Genomic DNA, 18590 nt, shown 5'->3' with positions numbered 1-18590 from the left:
TAATGAGTGATATTTCTATTTGAGCGAGTCACTCGAATGAGGCTTCAAGAGCTGAAGTTTGAGAGGAAGTTCGGACAAGCGGGTTATGGACTATATGCTCATGCCAGGGGCTGGTTTGACTAGCCCAGAACTCGGTACGATGAAGCACGAAGCTAAAAACCTCCCGACTTCAGTCGCGGAGAGTGTCAATAATCATACATAACCCAATCTTAGTCATGAAAACTACATCATATCTTATATACAAAGGATGAATTTTGAGGTCCTGATATTCCTTTTATGAGCGCTACTAAGACATGAGTTTAAGCTATTTAAATACTAGGGAGAATTGCAACATAAACTACTCTGTTCTTACAATCAAAATCTTCATCTAGTGCTGGTGTAGTATTGCTAAAATGTTCTTTGGGTTTTGGGTTGTGAATGAACATGTGTATTTCTTGGGCTTCTCAGAGTTGTCTCTCTCACAAGCACATACACCCTTCTCCATCAAGATGAGCATGAGAAGCGGCCAAATTATGAGAAAAAAAGTGTTTGTTTTTATAGTGAGGGTAGGGGCTGTGGTGTTGGCGGTTTCCATGCTAATGCCAGAATTCCTCCTATGAGTCCTAATATGAAACCTATCATAAAACCGCCCATACTTGTTATTAATGATAATATTGAGAATATTAAAACAACTATGTTACCATTTTTGACTTTACCTGGTTCACTAGAATTTATCATTATGGATCCATAAATTATGATTATACCGAATTTATTCTTAAAATGCCAAGGATAGAGATAAAGATAGCAATAGTTACAAATATGGGCATGAACGAGCCTACTAAGAGCATTCCTATGCCTCCTAATAAATTGAGCACTCCTGCCAGTAATGATAAAACGAATGCGCTTGTTGGTTTTTCTGGCATTGCATATTTAAGTTGTGATTAATATTATTTAAATTTAACTGTTTATTGGATAAATTTTTATAAGTTATCTTATATTTCTGGGAATTAATTTGATTAATTTATGATATATTATTAGATTTATAATTTTTGTTATGATAATATTTATATACTTGTGACGTTGATATATTGTTGATAGTAATGGCTTCATTGCATGATGCGAAAATATTTGGTGGAATAGGTTCAATATTGATGCTATTTGTTCCAGTAGTAGGGCAAATACTTGTTTTAATTGGCATAAAAAATATTTCTGATGTAACTAATGAGAGACCGGTATTTGATAATGCATTATATGCACTTATATTTGGCATAATAGGAAGTATAGCAGGATTTGTACCACTCTTCATGTTTCCACTATTTTTTACGTTCACATTGCTATTACCAGCAATCATTGCATTAATTGCAGCATTTATTTTTTATCTACTCAGTGCGATATATTTAAGAAAAAGTTTTAATCGAATAGCTGAGCTTTTAAATATAGGCCATTTCAAAACTGCGGCTACGCTTTATCTCATAGGTGCAATATTAACAATAATACTTGTCGGTCTTATCATAATCTTTATAGCGGAAATATTCATGATAATAGCGTTTTTCTCGATACCTGAGCAACCTCCATCACCCCAACCTCCTCCGCCTCCAACATAATAAATTTTTTTCACTGATTTCTGATTAACAACTATGATTATATTCGTCTAATGCTACTGCTAGCAGTGTGAAACCCATTTCTTTCCGTGTGAGAACTGGTAATATATAAGTTAATGTTGTAAGTGTTGCTCTCATTATCATTCTACATGCATTTGAGATAGCATTTTTAGCTATATAGTTAAATATCATGCTAGCTACCTGATAGGTATTTCCATGATAGTATTGTTCCTATTATAGCAAATATTAGTGTAAAGATTGTTAGGTATAAGTAATCAAACCATAATGCATGTGAGCCTGTTGTGCCTATTAGTAATTGTCTAACTGCATCATTTGTGTATGTTAATGGGTTTATTTCTGCTATTGGTTGTAACCATGATGGCATTGATTTTGTTGGATAAAAAGCGTTGCTCGCGAAAAGTAGTGGTAAGTTTAGTAGGTTCATAATTGCCATTTGTGATTCCCAACTTGAGGATCTTATGGCTAGTGTTATGAATAGTGATGCTAATCCAAATGCCATTAAAAATAATGCGGCATAAACCCCTATTATATCAAGTATTGTAATTCCACTTTTAAATTCCATTCCTAAGAGCGCTGCGACTAATAGTACTATTGTGGCTTGTACTAGTGATCTTATCACTGATGAAGCAACCTTGCTTATTACTATGCTTGATCTGGGTATCGGCGTGGTGAGTAGTCTGTTTAGAAATCCTAGCCTTCTGTCCCAAACTATTGTCATTCCGCTACCCATCGCTGTGAAAAGTACTATAAATGATAGCATTCCAGCTGCTAGAAATGAAAAGTAATCGGTAGTGCCGAATTGTGCTTGTAATATTTGTGTAGAAATTTGATCGATTATTTGTTTTGGTATATTGAGACCTGGTATGTTAATGCTAGTTCCTGTGAAGAAGGAACTCATGTTCATGGATTTACCAAATAATACTAGCCATATTATTGGTTGGAATAATGATATAAATAATACGACGGGAACTGTATACCACTTTTTTAGTTCTCTTTTTATCAATGCCCACATTCCATGTAATGGACTCAGGTTTTGTTTTTCTTCTCTCATGATCTAGCCCTCCTCAGCGTTCTCCTCATTGCAAAAGCTTCTTCCCAATTAGCTTGCTCTTCTCTAAGACTTTTACCTGTATACTCCATATAGACTTCATCCATGGTTGGCTCTGTGATCGAGATTTTTGTAACGTTTATACCATTTTTGTTTAGCATTTCAATAATTTTGGGAGCTACCGAGCTACCATCTTTCGTTTTTATTCTAATAGTTTCTCCGATGTTTTTTGCCTCTGTTATTCCTTCTATGTTGTTCATTATTTTGAGCGCTGTTGTTGTATCGCTAGTTATTTGTATTGTTATTACGTCACCGCCTATGCTTTCTTTAAGTTCTCTTGGTGTGCCTATTTGTATAATTTTTCCTTTGTCAATTATTGCAACTCTATCACAGTATGTGTCAGCTTCTTCTAGATAATGTGTTGTTACGAACATTGTCGTTTCATATTGTTCTTTTAGCTTAGTTATATACGACCATATTGCTGCCCTTGTTTGCACATCTAAACCTAAAGTAGGTTCATCAAGGAATAGTACTGGTGGTCTGTTTATAAGACCCATCGCCACCTCCAAACGTCTTCTCATTCCTCCTGAATAATTTTCGACTTTTTTGTGCGCAGCTGATGTTAATTCTACCATTTTTAGTAATTCTTCTGCCCTTTTTCGTCCGACATCTCTTGGTATACCATAAAGATCTGCCATTAATATCATGTTTTCTAGTCCTGTGAGGTCTTCGTCAGCTGTGTATTCCTGATGGACAACTCCTATTGATTGACGAACTTTCGATGGTTGTTTTACTACATCAAATCCATTAATTATTGCAGTACCTTCTGTTGGTTTTAGTACTGTTGTTAACATATTTATGGTTGTTGTTTTGCCCGCACCATTCGGACCTAAGAATCCAAATATTTCCCCTTTTTTTACTTCAAAATTTATATGATCAACAGCAACTAACGAGCCAAACACTTTCGTTAGGTTGATAGCTTTTATTATCTCACTCATTGCTAACTAACCTCCCAAGTCTATTTTTTAAATCTTCTATTCTTAATTTATAAGGAGTAAGATTCGATTTACCAATATCTTCTAGGTATGATACATAACTTTCCATCTCGGTGAGTATTTCTTCTACGTCACGAGGTTTTCTGAGCGGTAATATTTCTGTAATCTCTTCTAGACCTTTCTCGGTTAATTTATATTTCCCGTTCTCTAATTTAGTGATCAAACCATCTTTTAATAATGTTGATAGAAGTGGGTATATTGAGCCTGGAGATGGGCGCCACCATCCCCATGTCATTCGCTCTATCTCATTTATTATTTCAACACCATTCTTTGGATCTTTACTGAGAATCCATAATACTAGAAATTTTAATCCTCCTTCTCTTCCTATACGTCGTCTAAATGCTATGTAATGCCACATGTTCGACACCGATATCGATATCGAAATTCAAATATTTAAAGATATTGTTACTAAAACGAATATATTGAGATGCACTGTCTTAAGTTTGATATTTAATACGCATGATAAGATTATATAAGTTGAAAGTTAAACATGATAATGTGATTGAAGTGTGCTTAGAAGAAATCATCTGCTATTTAATCTGATGAGCGCGTTTTCTTTTTACTTATATTTATATAAAGTAGGTTATAGTATGATGGTACTGTCTGTGTCATTACTGTTTTTTATTTTGTTTTCAAATGCGCCAGATTTTGATATTTTGCACAGTAAGGGTACGTTGTTTAAAAAATTAATTAGAACAACTTTTCTTATTCCGTTTTACATTGTGGCAAAGGTTACTCATGATAGTATTGCTCACAGACACATCACTCACTCTATAAAGGGCATAATTATTTTTTTGTTCTTTGTATTATTCTTATGGAGGGTTTTTTATGCTTTTTTGTATCTCTTCACGGGAACTATGAATATTGTAAACGTATATACTATTAGCTTGATTAGAATTTTTATGGATCCTCTCATTCCTTTTTCAATAATTACATCTTATGTCCTTCACATATTAGGAGATGCAGTAACAGTTACTGGCGTTCAATTGTTTAATGATAGGAAATCGCGTGGTTTCATAGTAACTGGTAAGAATGATGATTATTATGTTCTTTTATACATTGTAGCACAGTTGATTTCCATGATATGTTTTTTAAGAATGTCTGAAATGTATTTGTTGGTATTTTTCTCGATTGTTCTACTTGTTATATTTATTATTGTTCCAATTATTTTTGTTTCGAAGAATAATCGTGAACATAAATATCATGTTTAGTAGTGTTAATGTTTATTTTGTTTGGTCATGTGATAATATTGTGATTCGTATGTTCAAGAAACCTGGTAGCAGGATGATTAAGGATCCTAGGGATATTAGGATAGGCGATGTTATACGTTCATTTTGTGAGAAAGGCTGTGTTTGCATTATAGGTTATCCTTGGGATTGGACCACTGCCGGACGGCCCGGTTCTCGTTATGCACCTTCTAAAATAAGGGATTATTTTTATTCTATGAGTCCTTTAAGTGATAAGCGTGTGTGTGATCCGGGCGATGTTGACGTGGTTCCTGGTGATCTTGAAACTTCTTCTTTACGATTAAAGAGTTCTATTCGAAAATTATGTGAGAATTGTAATTCAATTTTTACAATAGGTGGTGACCATAGTTTAACTGCTGTGACTGTTGAATCGTTAATGGAGGGTTTTGGATTAGGCCGCATTGGTCTTCTGGTCTTCGATGCACATTTTGATCTTAGAAAATTGTCAGAGGGTTGGTCTTCTGGAACATATTTAAGAAGTTTGCTAGAAAAGTTAAATGGTAAGATTATACCCTTAATTATTGGAGTTAGATATCATTCTAATCCTTCATACATGTTTGAAGAGGCGAAGAAGTTAGGAGTGGAATTTATAACGTCTGACGAGTTTAAAATGAGTGAGCTGGATGTTATCTTTGATAAGGTTGATAAGGTCCTTTCTGGTGTTGAGAATTTATACATAAGTGTGGATATGGATAGTCTTGATCAATGTACAGGTGTTAATTCTCCATCACCGGGTGGTTTGGATGTATGGGATATAATCAAAGTGATGGATCATGTTTTTCAAAAAAAGAGGCTTGTAGGAGGGGATGTTGTTGAAGTTGTCCCCCTTATTGATGTTGGAGATTACTGCACGCGAAGTGCAGCATATATATTATACAAGATGGTGTATGGTTGATTACTCGTTGGTGACTAATATTTTTCCATTTTTAATGACTGTATGTATTGGATTTCGTATTCGTAAGTATCCAAACCACCTATAATTTGGGATCTTCCAGATAACTATATCTGCATTAGTTCCCGGTTTTAATGATCCCATGTGATCTTCTATGCCTAGGCTTTTGGCAGCGTTTATGGTCACGCCTGCTATCAAATTTCCTGAAGGAAGTGATAGATAACTTGATGCCAGGTTGATAACTTCAATCATATCCAAGTTTATTACTGCTGGTGAGTGGTCGGTTGCTAGTGCTATTATTGCATCATGTTTTAATAAAGCATTAATATTGGGCATTTTTTTAGCTATGTACAACGCTGTTAAAGGTGATAACGTAGTTACGATTTCTTTCTTAGTTATCAATTCTATTATTTCTTCTGGAGTATAGTTTAAGTGGTCTATCGATGAAGCTCCTAATTCGACACCGAGCTTACTGCAACCTATACATGAAAATTCATCCGCATGTATTCTTAATCCCAAACCTATGTTTTTTCCACTCTCCAGTATTTTTCTGGTTTCATTAACATTAAACGCACTTTGTTCGCAAAACACATCGACAAACTTAGCCCCTAAACGTTTTGCTTGGGGTAGTAAATATGTAATGAATTCTTCAATATACTTGTCCTTTTCAATGCCAGGTGGTACTACATGTGCTAAGACTGTTGGTATAATATCGATAGGTTGTTTGTTGACACGAAGTAATATTGAGAGGTGTTCAACGTCATCTTTTACAGTGGCTCCATAACCTGTTTTAGCCTCTACAGTTGTCACACCACTTAATAAAAGATGATTGAGCTTCATGATGGTCTTCTTTAAAAGGTCTTCTGAACTTGTTCTTGAAGTTTCATAAATCGTTCGCTTTATTCCGCCACCTCTCTTCATAATTTCTTCATATGATACGCCTAATAAGATCTCTTCATATTCATCCTCTCGCGAACCACCATATATTAGATGATTATGGGGATCAATAAGACCAGGTGTGATTGTGTGTCCAGATACATCAATATATCTTTTTGCCTCATAATTTTTTAATATGATGTCATCATGATCTACAGCTATTATCTTACCATTATTGATAGCTATTCCACCATCTTCAATACAACCTAACTTAGAATAATTAGCATAACCTTTCACAGGTTTTGGAACTTGAATTATTTGAGATGCTCCATGTATTATTAAATCTACCTCTATCTTATCTGACAATCTCTTTCACGCTCTTTTATTATGTTTATTTCTTATAATCCAAATAAGGAATTTTTATCTTTTTTTCCTTAGCGATTTGCCTTGCTTTTTCATAATTTGCTATGGCATGTCTGACTATGCCTAATCCAGGGTCTGTAGTAAAAACTCTTTCAGCTCTGATGTCCATTCCTCTATCACCATCTAGGACTATGCTTAATCCTGCATGTATACTATAACCTATTCCGACGCCACCACCATGATGTACGGCAACCCACGTTGCACCAGCTACAGCGTTTAAAAGTGCATTAAGTATTGGCCAATCTGCTATGGCATCACTACCATCCTTCATTCCTTCAGTCTCCCTATAAGGAGAGGCTACACTACCAGAATCTAAATGATCCCTGCCAACCCAAATAGGGCCTGCCAACTCTCCTTTTCTAACCATCGCGTTTACTATTCGTCCAAATTTTGATCTTTCCCCATAACCTAGCCAGCAGACTCTTGCAGGTAATCCTTGGAATTTCACGTTTTTTCTTGCTTTCTCTATCCATCTTACGAGTTCCTTATTATAATTAAACTCATTAAGTATCATTTCATCTATTTTGTAAATATCATTTGGATCACCTACTAACGATGTCCATCTAAAGGGGCCTCGTCCCTCTTCAAACATGGGCCTTATATAAGCTGGTATAAAACCGGGATATGCAAATGCATCTTTGAATCCAGCATCGTACGCCATTTTTCTGATATTATTACCATACTCAAATACTATAGCTCCTCTTTTCATCATCTCAACAATCGCCTCTACTTGTATCTTCATACTTTCCATTGCTCTTCTTTCATATTCTCTAGGATTCTTAGACCTAAGCTCCGTTGCTTCTTCTATACTCATTCCTAATGGTATATAACTCAATGGGTCATGTGCCGGCGTCTGGTCTGTGACAACATCAGGGATTATGCTCATCTTTACTAATTTGGGATAAACTTCTGCAGCATTTCCTAATATTGCAATACTTTTAGGTTCTTTTTTCTCTTTAGCTTTTAATGCCATATCTACTGCGCTGTCTAAATTATCAGTCCATGTGTCTAGTTGTCCAAGTCCGATCCTTCTCTCTATCATTCTCTTATCAACTTCAACTGCAAGTAACACTCCCCCATTCATTGTTACTGCTAGTGGTTGAGCACCCCCCATCTCACCTAAACCAGCTGTGAGAACGAAGCGCCCTTCTAAGCTTCCATTAAAGTGTGTTCTTGCCACTGCGGCAAACGTTTCATATGTTCCTTGTAATATGCCTTGCGTTCCTATATAATTCCAACTGCCAGCAGTCATCTGCCCGAACATTGTAAGACCTTTCGCCTCTAACTCTCTAAAGTATTCCCAAGTAGCCCATTTTGGAACCAGTAATGCGTTAGCCATTAAAACTCGAGGAGCATACTTGTGTGTCTTGAAAACGCCGACAGCTCGTCCACTTTGTATCAAAAGTGTTTCATCCTCTCTTAAATTAAGGAGGACTTCTACTATTATCTCAAAATCTTCCCAGCTTCTGGCTGCTTTACCAGTGCCTCCATATACTATCAAATTTTTAGGATCTTTTGCCACATCAGGATCAAGAACATTAAAAAGCATGCGCAGCGCGCCCTCAATTTGCCAATTCTTAGTATGAAGTTCAGAACCTTTAATAACTTTTACGATTTTTGTCTGAGGATTATAATAACCTTCATTAATAAGATCAGTAATCTCATATCTTCGCAATAATTTAGTTTTTAACATAAATAACTCACATATAACTACATTCAACAATCCAAATATTTTTTTCTTTAATTTTCATCCTGTGAGTTGATGTAATACCTCATGGAACATTTTCTAATTGTATCATTTCTGCTAATTCACTTGTCACATTACCTAATTTTTTAATTGTATCTTGAAAGGTGTGTGCGTTTTCCACAGAGGCTTTTATTGTTTCATATATTTTTTGTGTTTGTGCTGTTAGTTTTTTGTCTTTTGATATTAAATAGGTAATCAGTGCTAATATTGAGATTAGTTGGCTGATTATTAGGTTTACTTCATGGAGTTTTACTGCAGAGTTGGCGCTCATGGAATTTACATCTTCTTGAACCCCACTTGTTGGTATGTTATGTATTGTTGATGGTACTGCTAATTCTCTAAGTTTACTAGTTAAAGATGCGGCAGTATATTGTGTGATCATGTAACCAACGCTTGATGGACTTTTGGCAAGATAATTACTGATCTTGTTTATGTCGGCTCTGAGCAATTGTGTTATGAGTCTTTCGATTAAGTTGCCTAGTATTGTCATCGATTCGTTGGCTAGATCTGTTGATAATGCTATGTATTCTCCGTGAAAGTGACATGAGCTATGAGAACTACTATTAATGATTACTGGGTTATCACTGGCTGAGTTAATCTCGTTTATGACGTTGCTTATACTCCATAGTAAAGAATCTAAAATAGGTCCAACTATTTGTGGTATACATCTTATCGAATACGGATCTTGCACACGATTAATAATGTTAATTTCTTTATCCTTTAACATTTTCTCTATTGTTTTGGCTACTGCCAATTGTCCTTTATGCTTTTTTATTGAGTTTACGATAGTCGTGCATGGTGATATGTTTGTGTTGATGGAGTCTAGTATTAAAGTGAATATTGCTATGAATGCTTTGACTAGTTCTAGAGAGTCATATAAGCCTAGTATTGATACTCCTGCGCTGTAGCTTGTTCCGTTTATTAGAGATATTGCTTCTTTGTAGCTAAGTTTTAACGGTTCTATTCCTAATTTTTTTAGTGCTTCTTCAGAAGTTGTTATTGAGTTACTAATTTGAACATAACCTTTGCCAACTAATGCCAGTGCTATATGAGATAGTGGTGCAAGGTCTCCACTGGCTCCTACACTGCCGTATTTAGGCACAACAGGTATCACGTTCTTATTAAGAAATTCTAGCAACTGATCAACTATGGTTTCTCTAACCCCACTGTATCCTAAGGAAAGTTGATGTGCACGAATTAATATAGTGGCTCTAACCCAATCCTTTGGAGCTGATTCACCAATACCCATTGCGTGTTCGATTAATAAGTTAATTGATTCATTAACAATATCATCAGGTTTTACAGAGACATTGTATAATTCACCAAGTCCTGTATTTACACCATAGATTTTCACATTGGATGATATCAATTGCTCAAGAATCCTTCGAGATCTTCTAATCTTATTTCGAGCGTCTTCGCTTAATGAAACTTTCTCTAATTTTCGAGATACATTAATAATATCACGAATCCCTAATTCATTACCTATCATAATCATTCATAACACCTAACTTAAATTTATATTTGTATCCTATTAAATATTGGGCTTAAAATGTGATTTCCACCTTCATGTAATATTGAGGTTAGAAAAACTGTCAAGAACAAGAGCTTGTATTCTTAAACTGAACGCCATCGTGAAAATTTGAGTGCTAGTAATAAGTATAATATAGTCTCAACTATCAGAATTGTATAGTTAGCTATGATATCTGTTTTGTAGAGTTCAAATACGGATTGTAGGATTAAGGCTGCTGATGTTGACGGGGAGATCATTAAGGGGTAAAGAAATGTTACAGGAATTAAATTTGCTGGATAATAAAGGGGTGGAATTATTGTGAAAATTATTGAAAGGAAACTTGCAACCCCCCATGAATGTCTGACGTGAGGTATAAACGTTGATATGAAAAATGCTAAAGCTGAAGATGAGATAAGAAGTGGTGTTAGTGTAAAGATAAGCCATAAAACTTTTATAGAATCGAACATTCCGTAAAATATCCCAAGTAAAATGTATACTAGTATACCAGGTACAGAAAAGATTAAGTTACTTAGCATATGTCCCATCAGATAATCCAATGGTTTTACGAACGTGGACACTAACAAATCTTGTAATTTTAATTCAAGTCTTAGAAATGTTACATCAGCTACCAGTGAGAGTGAGTTCATCGTTATAACTGAGAGTAATCCTCCAAGTATGGCGTATGGAAGTAGTTCACCCCTAGAAATTACATAGATTAGAAATAGTACTGAAAGAGGCGTTATCATATAGGTTGCTACATAGACGTATCCTCGTTTAAGGCTTGAGTAGCCATAGAACCATGCGAACGTAATTATGAATCTTATTCTGCTGTAAGCCATCTAATCAGCCTCCATTCCGTTTATTATGAGCAAGTCTTCCAAAGTAATTGTTTTGATTACTACATTATCTTTTCCAATGAATTCTTTAGCTTTATCGACAGTAACATAACTTATATAGCTGCTCCCTATTTTATAATCTCCACTGCTGCTTTCCACTCTTACTTTACCATCAAACGGCTTTAATAATTCGTTAATTGTTCCTTTTGCTACAATTTTTCCTTTGTGGATAACAATAATTTCCTGAGCGAGTTCTTTGGCTTCTTCCATATAATGTGTAGTTAATATGAGTTTAGAATTTAGATGTTTTAGTATGGACCAGACTTCTAATCGAGAGATAGGGTCCAATCCTAAAGTTGGTTCATCTAACAAAACAACTTCTGCATTGGAAGCTATAGCCATAGCAACAAAAACTTTCCTTTTCATGCCACCAGAAAGTTCATCAGTAGGTATTGTAGCAACATCCCATAATCCGACCTCTTTTAAACTTCTCCTTGCAACGCTAAAAGCATCTTTAAGGGAATACCCTCTTGCTGTCAAATACATAACTACATGCTCTAAAGGGTTAGCAATACCAATCGGTCTAGATTCTTGAGGTATGCTGGCTATTATCTTTCTTATCTTATCAGGCTCTTTGACTACATCATAGCCCTCTATTTCTGCTATTCCTGATGTTGGTAATAGTTGTGTTGAAAGTATTCTTAGTAAAGTTGTTTTACCCGCACCATTTCTTCCAAGCAAACATACTGTATTAGCAGAAGAGGAAAAAGTAACATTATCTAGCGCCACTATTTTATTTCCATATATTTTTGTAAGGTTTTTTACATCGATCACAAACTTTAAACTTTTATTAAGTAAATAAGTTTTAACTATTGTTAAAAGTTAACTATTCACAAAAATAAATGGTGTTCTAATGTGTAGGTTTATAAATTTTGTCTAATGTATCATGATTAGCATGAACGTAAATAAAGTATTATTAGTAGTAATGATCATCACTGGTTTAATAGTAAGGATTATTTTTATGCCTTATTCCTCAGGCTCTGATATACCTCAATTTTATGGTTTTGCTAATACGTTTCTTAGACATGGTTTTAATTTTTATTCTTATGCGAATGAGTTAAATTATAGCAATGAAGGTTTGCCATACCCGTGGGCTTATGTTTATCCTCCTTTACCAATATTTTTGTTCACCATAGCAAGATTAATTTCTGGCGGGTCTACAGATGTTATAATCGAAAATATTAACAATACTGTTTTCGTGAATACAGGTTTAGTGATTATAGAAAGATATCCTAATTATAATGTATATGTCGATCCTGCGTGGATCATATCTGTCAAAAGTATCTTCGTGCTGTTTGATGTCATTATCGCAATACTACTTTATTTTCTTGCTGGAAAAGGTCGTAAAGGATTTTTGATTTCCATGTTTTATTATTTAAATCCAATGGTGATTTATATTTCTGCAATCTATGGTATGTTTGATCAAGTTGCATTCGCTTTTCTTCTTTTCTCATTAGTTTTTATGAAAAGGAGCACAGTAATTTCAGGAATATTCATGGGCTTTGCATTAGCAACTAAGCAAACTATGTGGATACTATTTGTTCCTTTCTTCATTTATTTACTCTCAACATTGAACACTCATAAGATCATCAATTTTCTAATAAGCGTAGCAATAACTTTCACCGTAATTTTGCTACCGTTTATTATATTTGATACTAATGCACTATATGCGATACTCAGAATCTTTTTTAATCCTGAAAATAAACCTGGCTACACTGAACCAATCGTTTACAGTTTTAATGGTGTTTCAAGTCTCATGACCTATTATAATGATTTAGAAACATTTGGGGTCTCGGTACCATTACCAAGTTCTGTACGTCTCACAATAATAAGATTATGGTTTATACCATTTATTGTCCTCTTTACTTTCTCATTAATATCTTCATATTCCTCTAAAGACTCATTAAAGGCTCTCTCGTTCGGGTATACATCATTCATTGCTACTTATTGGAGAGTAAATCACCAATATCTAGTTCCTTTAATAGGACTTCTCTCATTACTCATAATTAGGAAAGAGAAAAAACTTAGGTTAATTAGTATAATACTTGTCATCTTATCAGGATTCTGGCCTATCATGTTTCCCACGAGCTTTTGGTTTCATGTTCATATTCAACCACAATTTAGAAATGAAATGTTAATGAATTTAATTGATAAATTAACTCTAAGAGTTTTTGATCAGGTTTATTATGTCATCTATTCACTGATACTAACTATAATACTTTATATATTTATAATTATAAATACTATACCTCTCATAATTGATTACATAAAAAGAAATAAGTTCCAAATTTAATACTCTCTCTGTTCTAGTGTGAAGATTCCGGTTTTTCGATCTAGCATTTCATCATACCGAGTTGGGGTGCATCAATCCAGCCCTTGCTATGGAGACAAGCTTGGCCTACTTTAATATATTTGGTCTAGAAAACATCTAGACCACATCCGGGCGCCTCGCTCAAATTAAAATACCAACGGTTGACTAAGCTTATCAACAATTCATCCACGCTCTAGAGGACAATTTTTCAGAAGTAATGATCTACGACTGCAAGTTTCTAGACTTATTTTTGTTGTACAAAATTTTTTCTTTATTGTCTTTTTATATGACAAAATTGCCTCTTTAGTTATTTTTTATTATAATCAAGTTTTTAATTTACTGGATTAATATGGGCACTGGAGATGACCCTAAAGTATCAATAAACACACGTTTAGTAAAACCTTTAAGACGTAGAATGTATTCTTTAGCGTTTATCTTAGTAATATTACTTTCAATACTAATACCGTACATAGTACCAATATCAAGTTCTTGGATACTCTTTGCTTATTGGTCTCTTTTGGTTATTATAGCTATCATGCTCTCTTATTTATACCTTAGAGGTGAAGTTAGATGAGTGAAGAAACGTCAGTATTATCTGGAGTATCTTTAGTGATGTTTATAATGATTATGTTAGGTCTTGGAGTATATGCTAGAAGGAAGGGTGCATTAAAGTCTGCAGAAGAATTTTATTTGGCTAATAGAACGTTGAATACTTTGTATTATTTCTTTACATATTTTGGTACGACCTATAGCGCTTTCATGTTCATAGGACTTGTGGGTTATTCATATTTTTATGGTGTTGGTTCGCTGGGATTCGAACTCACATACCTTATGGGAACAGCAACTATCCTAAGTCTTTTCTCAATTCCAGTGTACAGAAAGGCAAAGAAGTTAAATGTAATAACACCTACACAGCTTATTTATTTAGAAAATGGTTCAAAGTTAGCCAGGTATATTGTAAGCATTTCATATCTGGCATTTCTTATACCCTACATGAGTGTTCAAGTAATAGGACCTGCGGTAATCTTGAGTATTCTAGGTATTCCAAGAGAAATATCAATATTAGCAACTATTCTTACAGTATTTGTTTACACATATTTTGGAGGTCTGAGAGGTATTGTTTATACTGATATTACGCAGGGAGCGTACTTTCTTTTGGTCTCTCTGATGTTTCTTGCGTCAGTATTTCGAGGGGTTTTTTCCACGCCTATTCAACTTCATACAGTTCCTGGTGGGTTATCGTTTTGGACATTTGAGCGTTTTCTTTCATTAACTGTGCCATGGGTTTTCTTTGCATTAACGAATCCACAAGTTCTCCAGAAGCTGTATGTTGCTAAGAGTGAAAAAAACCTAGCTAAAGGAACAATTCTTTTCTTAATGGCAGGTTTTATACTAACTATAGTAATGGTTCTTACCGGTCTTGGAGGAGCTGGTTTGTTTAATTTTCAAACAAAAGATCCGAACATGATTACACCCATGATCATGTCTAATCTTCCAATAAGTCTTCAGCTAGCAATAGCTTTAGCAGTATGGGCTGCAGCATTATCTACATATGATGCAATATTACTGACTTTAGCTTCAATAATAGATGTAGATCTCATTGGAAAAGGTAATGTGAAACTAGGAAGGAGGGCAGTGCTGGGAATAAGTGTGATTGTAGGTATATTTTCTTTCTATACTACTGCACCTGTTGTCATTCTCGCAGTTACCAGTTCTGCAGCTCTATTATACTTGGCACCTATACTAATTACAGCAATCTTAAGAGGACTTTCGAAAAGTGAAGCTTCATTACTTACACTGCTGGGTTTCTTGTCATTCATTTTACTCTTCATAGTAAGAAACATGATTTATCCACATGTGCTTGATTATGCTTCCCTTGGAAGTCTAATCATTACATCGTTAGCATCGATCATAACGTGGTTAAAAACTCCATATCCTTCTAAAAATTAAAGCAAAAAAGTTTTATATTGGTTATTGCATTAAATGATTATGATTGAAATATTAGCCGGACCCTTAATTTTTGTTCTGGCAGTTTTCTTAATTTTAATAGGAGTGATACTCATAATAGTGATTGGTGCATTTATCTTTTTCTTTCCAGCAATAGTTGCAGCTTTAATAGTTTGGTTTATTACAGGTGGTGATAAGATTCTTACAGCATTAGCTTTTCTAATAATAGCCATAATATCACTAATAAAAAGAAAATAAATTCTGGTTAGGGTATTTAGAATAGTGTTTTATACTGGTCTCTAAGAATTTTTTTATCTATTTTTCCAGTGCTTGTTTTTGGTATTTCATTCACGAATATGAATTTATCTGGTATCCACCATTTGGTAATTCTACCAGATTCTACATAATTTTCTAGATGTTTCTTTAGTTCATCCTCTGTAACCTGCATGCCTTTCTTTGCAACTATGATTGCTACTGGTCTTTCGCCCCATCTTGGATGAGGAGCACCTATCACTGCTACTTCTGATACTGCTGGATGTAACGCGATTAAATCCTCAAGTGTTAATGATGAAATCCATTCTCCTCCACTTTTCACTACATCTTTTATTCTGTCCACAATTTTTATGTAGCCGTATTCATCTATTACTGCTATATCACCAGTGTGCAACCATCCTCCAGCCCACAACTCTTTTGTTTTCTCAGGGTCTTTATAATAATCTCTAGTAAGCCATGGGGTTCTGACAACAATTTCACCAACAGTTTTACTGTCCCTTGGAACATCTTTACCTTCAGCATCAATCACACGCAATTCCACTAAAGGAATAGGTATTCCTGTTTTAATGACTATGTCAATTAATTTTTCAGAAGGCCATTCGAGCATATCTTCTCTTGGATTTGCTATAGTGAGTACTGGTGCAGTTTCGGAAAGACCATAACCAGCCATTATTTTAATTCCAAATTGCATTGCTTTCAAAGCTAACGTTTTTGGTAATGCAGCGCCACCGATCACTACTTTCCAATTCTTTAAATAATCCTTGTAGTTATCGATTTCTGGATGATTGAGTATCATATGAAGTATTGTAGGAACCATATGAGAGAACGTTACCTTTTCTTTTTTAATTAACTCTAGAGCAATTTTGGGATCATATCGTCCTAACAGTACAATTTTATTTCCAAGCATTGCGGCGGTGTAGGGTAGCCCCCATGAATGAACATGAAAGAAAGGTACGAGTGGCATCATAACATCTTTTGATGTGATATTCACTACACTTGGATAAGATGATAACATCGATGTTAGTGCAAGCGTATGGAGGACTAATTGCCTGTGAGTGAAATGAACACCTTTCGGAAGACCTGTCGTGCCGCTTGTGTAAAAAAGTGTTGCTTCGGTGTTTTCATCAAAGTCTGGAAACTCATAATGCGATGAAACGGAATTTAACAGATCTTCATAGTAATATGCTGGTTTCAGCGATGTTGAAGGCGTGCTTCCGGTATCACTCATTATTATCCATGCCTTTACTGTAGGTAATGCACTAGCAACTTTTTCAACCAACGGTAAAAATTCATCCCGTACAAGAACTATATCATCTTCGGCATGAACTGCTGTATAGAGTATTTGTTCAGGTGGTAATCGTATGTTCACAGTATGCAAAACTGCCCCTATCATAGGAATAGCAAAATAAGCTTCTAAGTATCTGTGCGTATCAAAATCAATCACAGCTACTTTTGAACCTTTTTTAGCGCCTATCGATTCTAACGCATTAGCAAGTCTTTGAATCCTTTCATAAAATTTCATCCAGCTATACCTTGAAATATCTCTGTAAACGATCTCAGTAGGTGGTTGTCTATATAGTGTCTGGACTAGAATCTTTTTAATGAGCAACGGATATTCATAATAGGACATAAGAATGCGCCATAATTTTAGTGTTTTCTAAATTTATAAAATTAACTAAATTTAATTAAAAAAGTTTAATGTTCTAATTCGATAATCTTGTATGTTGCCTTAAAAAACAGTTTCAAAATAGATAGACTTAAATAGAGATAAGTCGTAATATCTTCTTGATGGAGAAGCTTTACACTCTCAAAGAGGCTAAGAGGCAGCGTTTAGCTGCCTTTGTCAGTATTTTCAGAGCAGATAGGTTTAAATATGGTTTGCTCATACGTTTTAGTGTCCCCTCTGCTCTGGAAGCATGACTTCCTATGGGGATGGGTGGGCTGGGGGTTGACCTTCAGATGTGGGGATGTCGGGTTCACCCCGAAAGCCCTCGATGAGCTAATCGAGAGGGAAGGGTTGAGTAGAGGTGATAAAACACTATGAATCTCTACTTAACTCAGAACCCTTAATCTCACTTTTCTTATCACGAAGATTAGCGCTGGCTGAACAGTATTTTTCTTCAGATAATTTAATGGCCTTTTCAACGCTTTCTTTATCTAGACCACTACCAGTTATTTCATAGATTATTTCAATGTGTTTATAATATCTGGGATATTCTTCTGCTCTTTCTCCCTGCACTTTTATTACTAAAGAATAAACATCTTTTTTCATTTTCCTCAATATATCGATTACAAAATAATTCGACAGGAAAGCCTAGAACTTCGGTTCTGGGATGAATCGTCGATAGGCTTAAATAAATGCTTAAACAATGTTTTCTTGAGCGGGTCGCTCGCATGTGGTTCGGAAGTCCGAAAGCTGGAATAAGGCTCCGAACCGAGAGAGGCGGGGATGGTTCCAGCAAGCGGGCCATGGACTACATGTCCATGGCGGGGGCTGGTTTGACACAGCCCAGAACTCGGTACGATGAAGGCTTAGCCTTGAGGAACCGAGAATCTCCCGGCTTCAACCGTGGAGAGTGTCAAATCCATACCCGTGCATGTTCCTAAAGCTATTAACAATAATTCCATTGGCCTGAATCCGGTGTTTTCACCGCCATGTTCACTGTCAGAATCTATTACTACTGAATGTCCATGCTTATCTACACCTATAAATTGCATTTTGTCAACCCATTTCACGATGACTTTGTTCATTTTATATCATAAC

The 18590-nt window shown here is 35.2% G+C and carries 22 protein-coding genes; 9 read left to right on the top strand and 13 right to left on the bottom strand.

Annotation, left to right across the window (positions count from 1 at the left end; genetic code table 11):
- Positions 1-534 precede the first annotated feature (534 nt).
- Positions 535-717 (bottom strand): DUF6114 domain-containing protein, encoded by a 183-nt coding sequence (locus QW128_01285; GenBank protein ID MEM3832219.1) that lies wholly within the window; start codon positions 715-717, stop codon positions 535-537.
- 42 nt (positions 718-759) lie between these two features.
- Between QW128_01285 and QW128_01280 the strand changes: the two genes are divergently transcribed.
- Positions 760-924, top strand: coding sequence for a hypothetical protein (locus QW128_01280; GenBank protein ID MEM3832218.1), 165 nt, complete (start codon positions 760-762; stop codon positions 922-924).
- A gap of 155 nt (positions 925-1079) precedes the next feature.
- Positions 1080-1583, top strand: a complete 504-nt coding sequence (locus tag QW128_01275; GenBank protein ID MEM3832217.1) for a DUF996 domain-containing protein — start codon at positions 1080-1082, stop codon at positions 1581-1583.
- A gap of 24 nt (positions 1584-1607) precedes the next feature.
- Here QW128_01275 and QW128_01270 read toward each other — a convergent pair whose 3' ends face one another.
- The 4 genes from QW128_01270 to QW128_01255 are packed head-to-tail and all read right to left on the bottom strand — an operon-like array spanning position 1608 to position 4062.
- Entirely contained in the window at positions 1608-1772 is a 165-nt protein-coding gene (locus QW128_01270; GenBank protein MEM3832216.1) for a hypothetical protein, read from the bottom strand.
- Position 1773: 1 nt separating this feature from the next.
- Positions 1774-2652 carry an ABC transporter permease gene (locus QW128_01265; protein MEM3832215.1) on the bottom strand — a complete coding sequence of 293 codons (879 nt, stop codon included), beginning with the start codon at positions 2650-2652 and terminating at the stop codon, positions 1774-1776.
- Entirely contained in the window at positions 2649-3647 is a 999-nt protein-coding gene (locus QW128_01260) for an ATP-binding cassette domain-containing protein (protein MEM3832214.1), read from the bottom strand. Before QW128_01260 ends, QW128_01265 begins: the two co-directional genes overlap by 4 nt.
- A complete protein-coding gene (locus tag QW128_01255; GenBank protein MEM3832213.1) occupies positions 3640-4062 on the bottom strand; it encodes a PadR family transcriptional regulator in 423 nt (140 codons plus the stop codon). The genes QW128_01260 and QW128_01255 overlap by 8 nt, the downstream gene beginning before the upstream one ends.
- A 184-nt stretch (positions 4063-4246) precedes the next feature.
- Between QW128_01255 and QW128_01250 the strand changes: the two genes are divergently transcribed.
- Both QW128_01250 and QW128_01245 read left to right on the top strand, forming a co-directional pair.
- Entirely contained in the window at positions 4247-4915 is a 669-nt protein-coding gene (locus QW128_01250; protein ID MEM3832212.1) for a metal-dependent hydrolase, read from the top strand.
- A 49-nt stretch (positions 4916-4964) separates the two neighbouring features.
- Positions 4965-5846, top strand: a complete 882-nt coding sequence (locus QW128_01245; GenBank protein MEM3832211.1) for an arginase family protein — start codon at positions 4965-4967, stop codon at positions 5844-5846.
- On the opposite strand, the gene hutI is transcribed toward QW128_01245, so the two are convergent.
- From hutI to QW128_01220, 5 genes are all read right to left on the bottom strand, one after another.
- Positions 5847-7085, bottom strand: a complete 1239-nt coding sequence (gene hutI / locus QW128_01240) for an imidazolonepropionase (GenBank protein ID MEM3832210.1) — start codon at positions 7083-7085, stop codon at positions 5847-5849. It lies immediately after the preceding gene.
- 25 nt (positions 7086-7110) lie between these two features.
- On the bottom strand, positions 7111-8835 hold the full coding sequence (gene hutU, locus QW128_01235; GenBank protein MEM3832209.1) for a urocanate hydratase: 1725 nt from the start codon (positions 8833-8835) through the stop codon (positions 7111-7113).
- A gap of 79 nt (positions 8836-8914) precedes the next feature.
- Positions 8915-10384, bottom strand: coding sequence for an aromatic amino acid ammonia-lyase (locus QW128_01230; GenBank protein ID MEM3832208.1), 1470 nt, complete (start codon positions 10382-10384; stop codon positions 8915-8917).
- 119 nt (positions 10385-10503) lie between these two features.
- Positions 10504-11238 carry an ABC transporter permease gene (locus QW128_01225; protein MEM3832207.1) on the bottom strand — a complete coding sequence of 245 codons (735 nt, stop codon included), beginning with the start codon at positions 11236-11238 and terminating at the stop codon, positions 10504-10506.
- Positions 11239-12069, bottom strand: coding sequence for an ABC transporter ATP-binding protein (locus QW128_01220; protein MEM3832206.1), 831 nt, complete (start codon positions 12067-12069; stop codon positions 11239-11241). It abuts the gene before it with no gap.
- Positions 12070-12190: 121 nt separating this feature from the next.
- Here QW128_01220 and QW128_01215 point away from each other — a divergent pair, with 121 nt between their 5' ends.
- The 4 genes from QW128_01215 to QW128_01200 all read left to right on the top strand — a co-directional run bounded on the left by QW128_01215 (position 12191) and on the right by QW128_01200 (position 15811).
- Complete coding sequence (locus tag QW128_01215) at positions 12191-13588, top strand: hypothetical protein (protein ID MEM3832205.1); 1398 nt, start codon at positions 12191-12193, stop codon at positions 13586-13588.
- A 367-nt stretch (positions 13589-13955) separates the two neighbouring features.
- Positions 13956-14180 (top strand): hypothetical protein, encoded by a 225-nt coding sequence (locus tag QW128_01210; GenBank protein ID MEM3832204.1) that lies wholly within the window; start codon positions 13956-13958, stop codon positions 14178-14180.
- Positions 14177-15556, top strand: a complete 1380-nt coding sequence (locus QW128_01205; protein ID MEM3832203.1) for a hypothetical protein — start codon at positions 14177-14179, stop codon at positions 15554-15556. Before QW128_01210 ends, QW128_01205 begins: the two co-directional genes overlap by 4 nt.
- A gap of 39 nt (positions 15557-15595) precedes the next feature.
- Positions 15596-15811 carry a hypothetical protein gene (locus tag QW128_01200; protein ID MEM3832202.1) on the top strand — a complete coding sequence of 72 codons (216 nt, stop codon included), beginning with the start codon at positions 15596-15598 and terminating at the stop codon, positions 15809-15811.
- 16 nt (positions 15812-15827) lie between these two features.
- Here QW128_01200 and QW128_01195 read toward each other — a convergent pair whose 3' ends face one another.
- Complete coding sequence (locus tag QW128_01195; protein ID MEM3832201.1) at positions 15828-17456, bottom strand: fatty acid--CoA ligase; 1629 nt, start codon at positions 17454-17456, stop codon at positions 15828-15830.
- Positions 17457-17614: 158 nt separating this feature from the next.
- Here QW128_01195 and QW128_01190 point away from each other — a divergent pair, with 158 nt between their 5' ends.
- Positions 17615-17746 carry a hypothetical protein gene (locus tag QW128_01190; GenBank protein MEM3832200.1) on the top strand — a complete coding sequence of 44 codons (132 nt, stop codon included), beginning with the start codon at positions 17615-17617 and terminating at the stop codon, positions 17744-17746.
- 118 nt (positions 17747-17864) lie between these two features.
- Here QW128_01190 and QW128_01185 read toward each other — a convergent pair whose 3' ends face one another.
- Together QW128_01185 and QW128_01180 are read right to left on the bottom strand one after the other, a co-directional pair.
- The gene (locus QW128_01185) at positions 17865-18107 is read right to left on the bottom strand and encodes a hypothetical protein (protein ID MEM3832199.1); all 243 of its coding nucleotides are present in this window, start codon (positions 18105-18107) and stop codon (positions 17865-17867) included.
- Between the two features lie 251 nt (positions 18108-18358).
- The gene (locus tag QW128_01180; protein MEM3832198.1) at positions 18359-18577 is read right to left on the bottom strand and encodes a hypothetical protein; all 219 of its coding nucleotides are present in this window, start codon (positions 18575-18577) and stop codon (positions 18359-18361) included.
- Between the last annotated feature and the right edge of the window lie 13 nt (positions 18578-18590).

Source organism: Thermoprotei archaeon, from assembly GCA_038881895.1.
Classification (GTDB): Archaea; Thermoproteota; Thermoprotei; order Gearchaeales; family WAQG01; genus JAVZOV01.
This window is presented reverse-complemented; position numbering and strand designations above follow the sequence as displayed.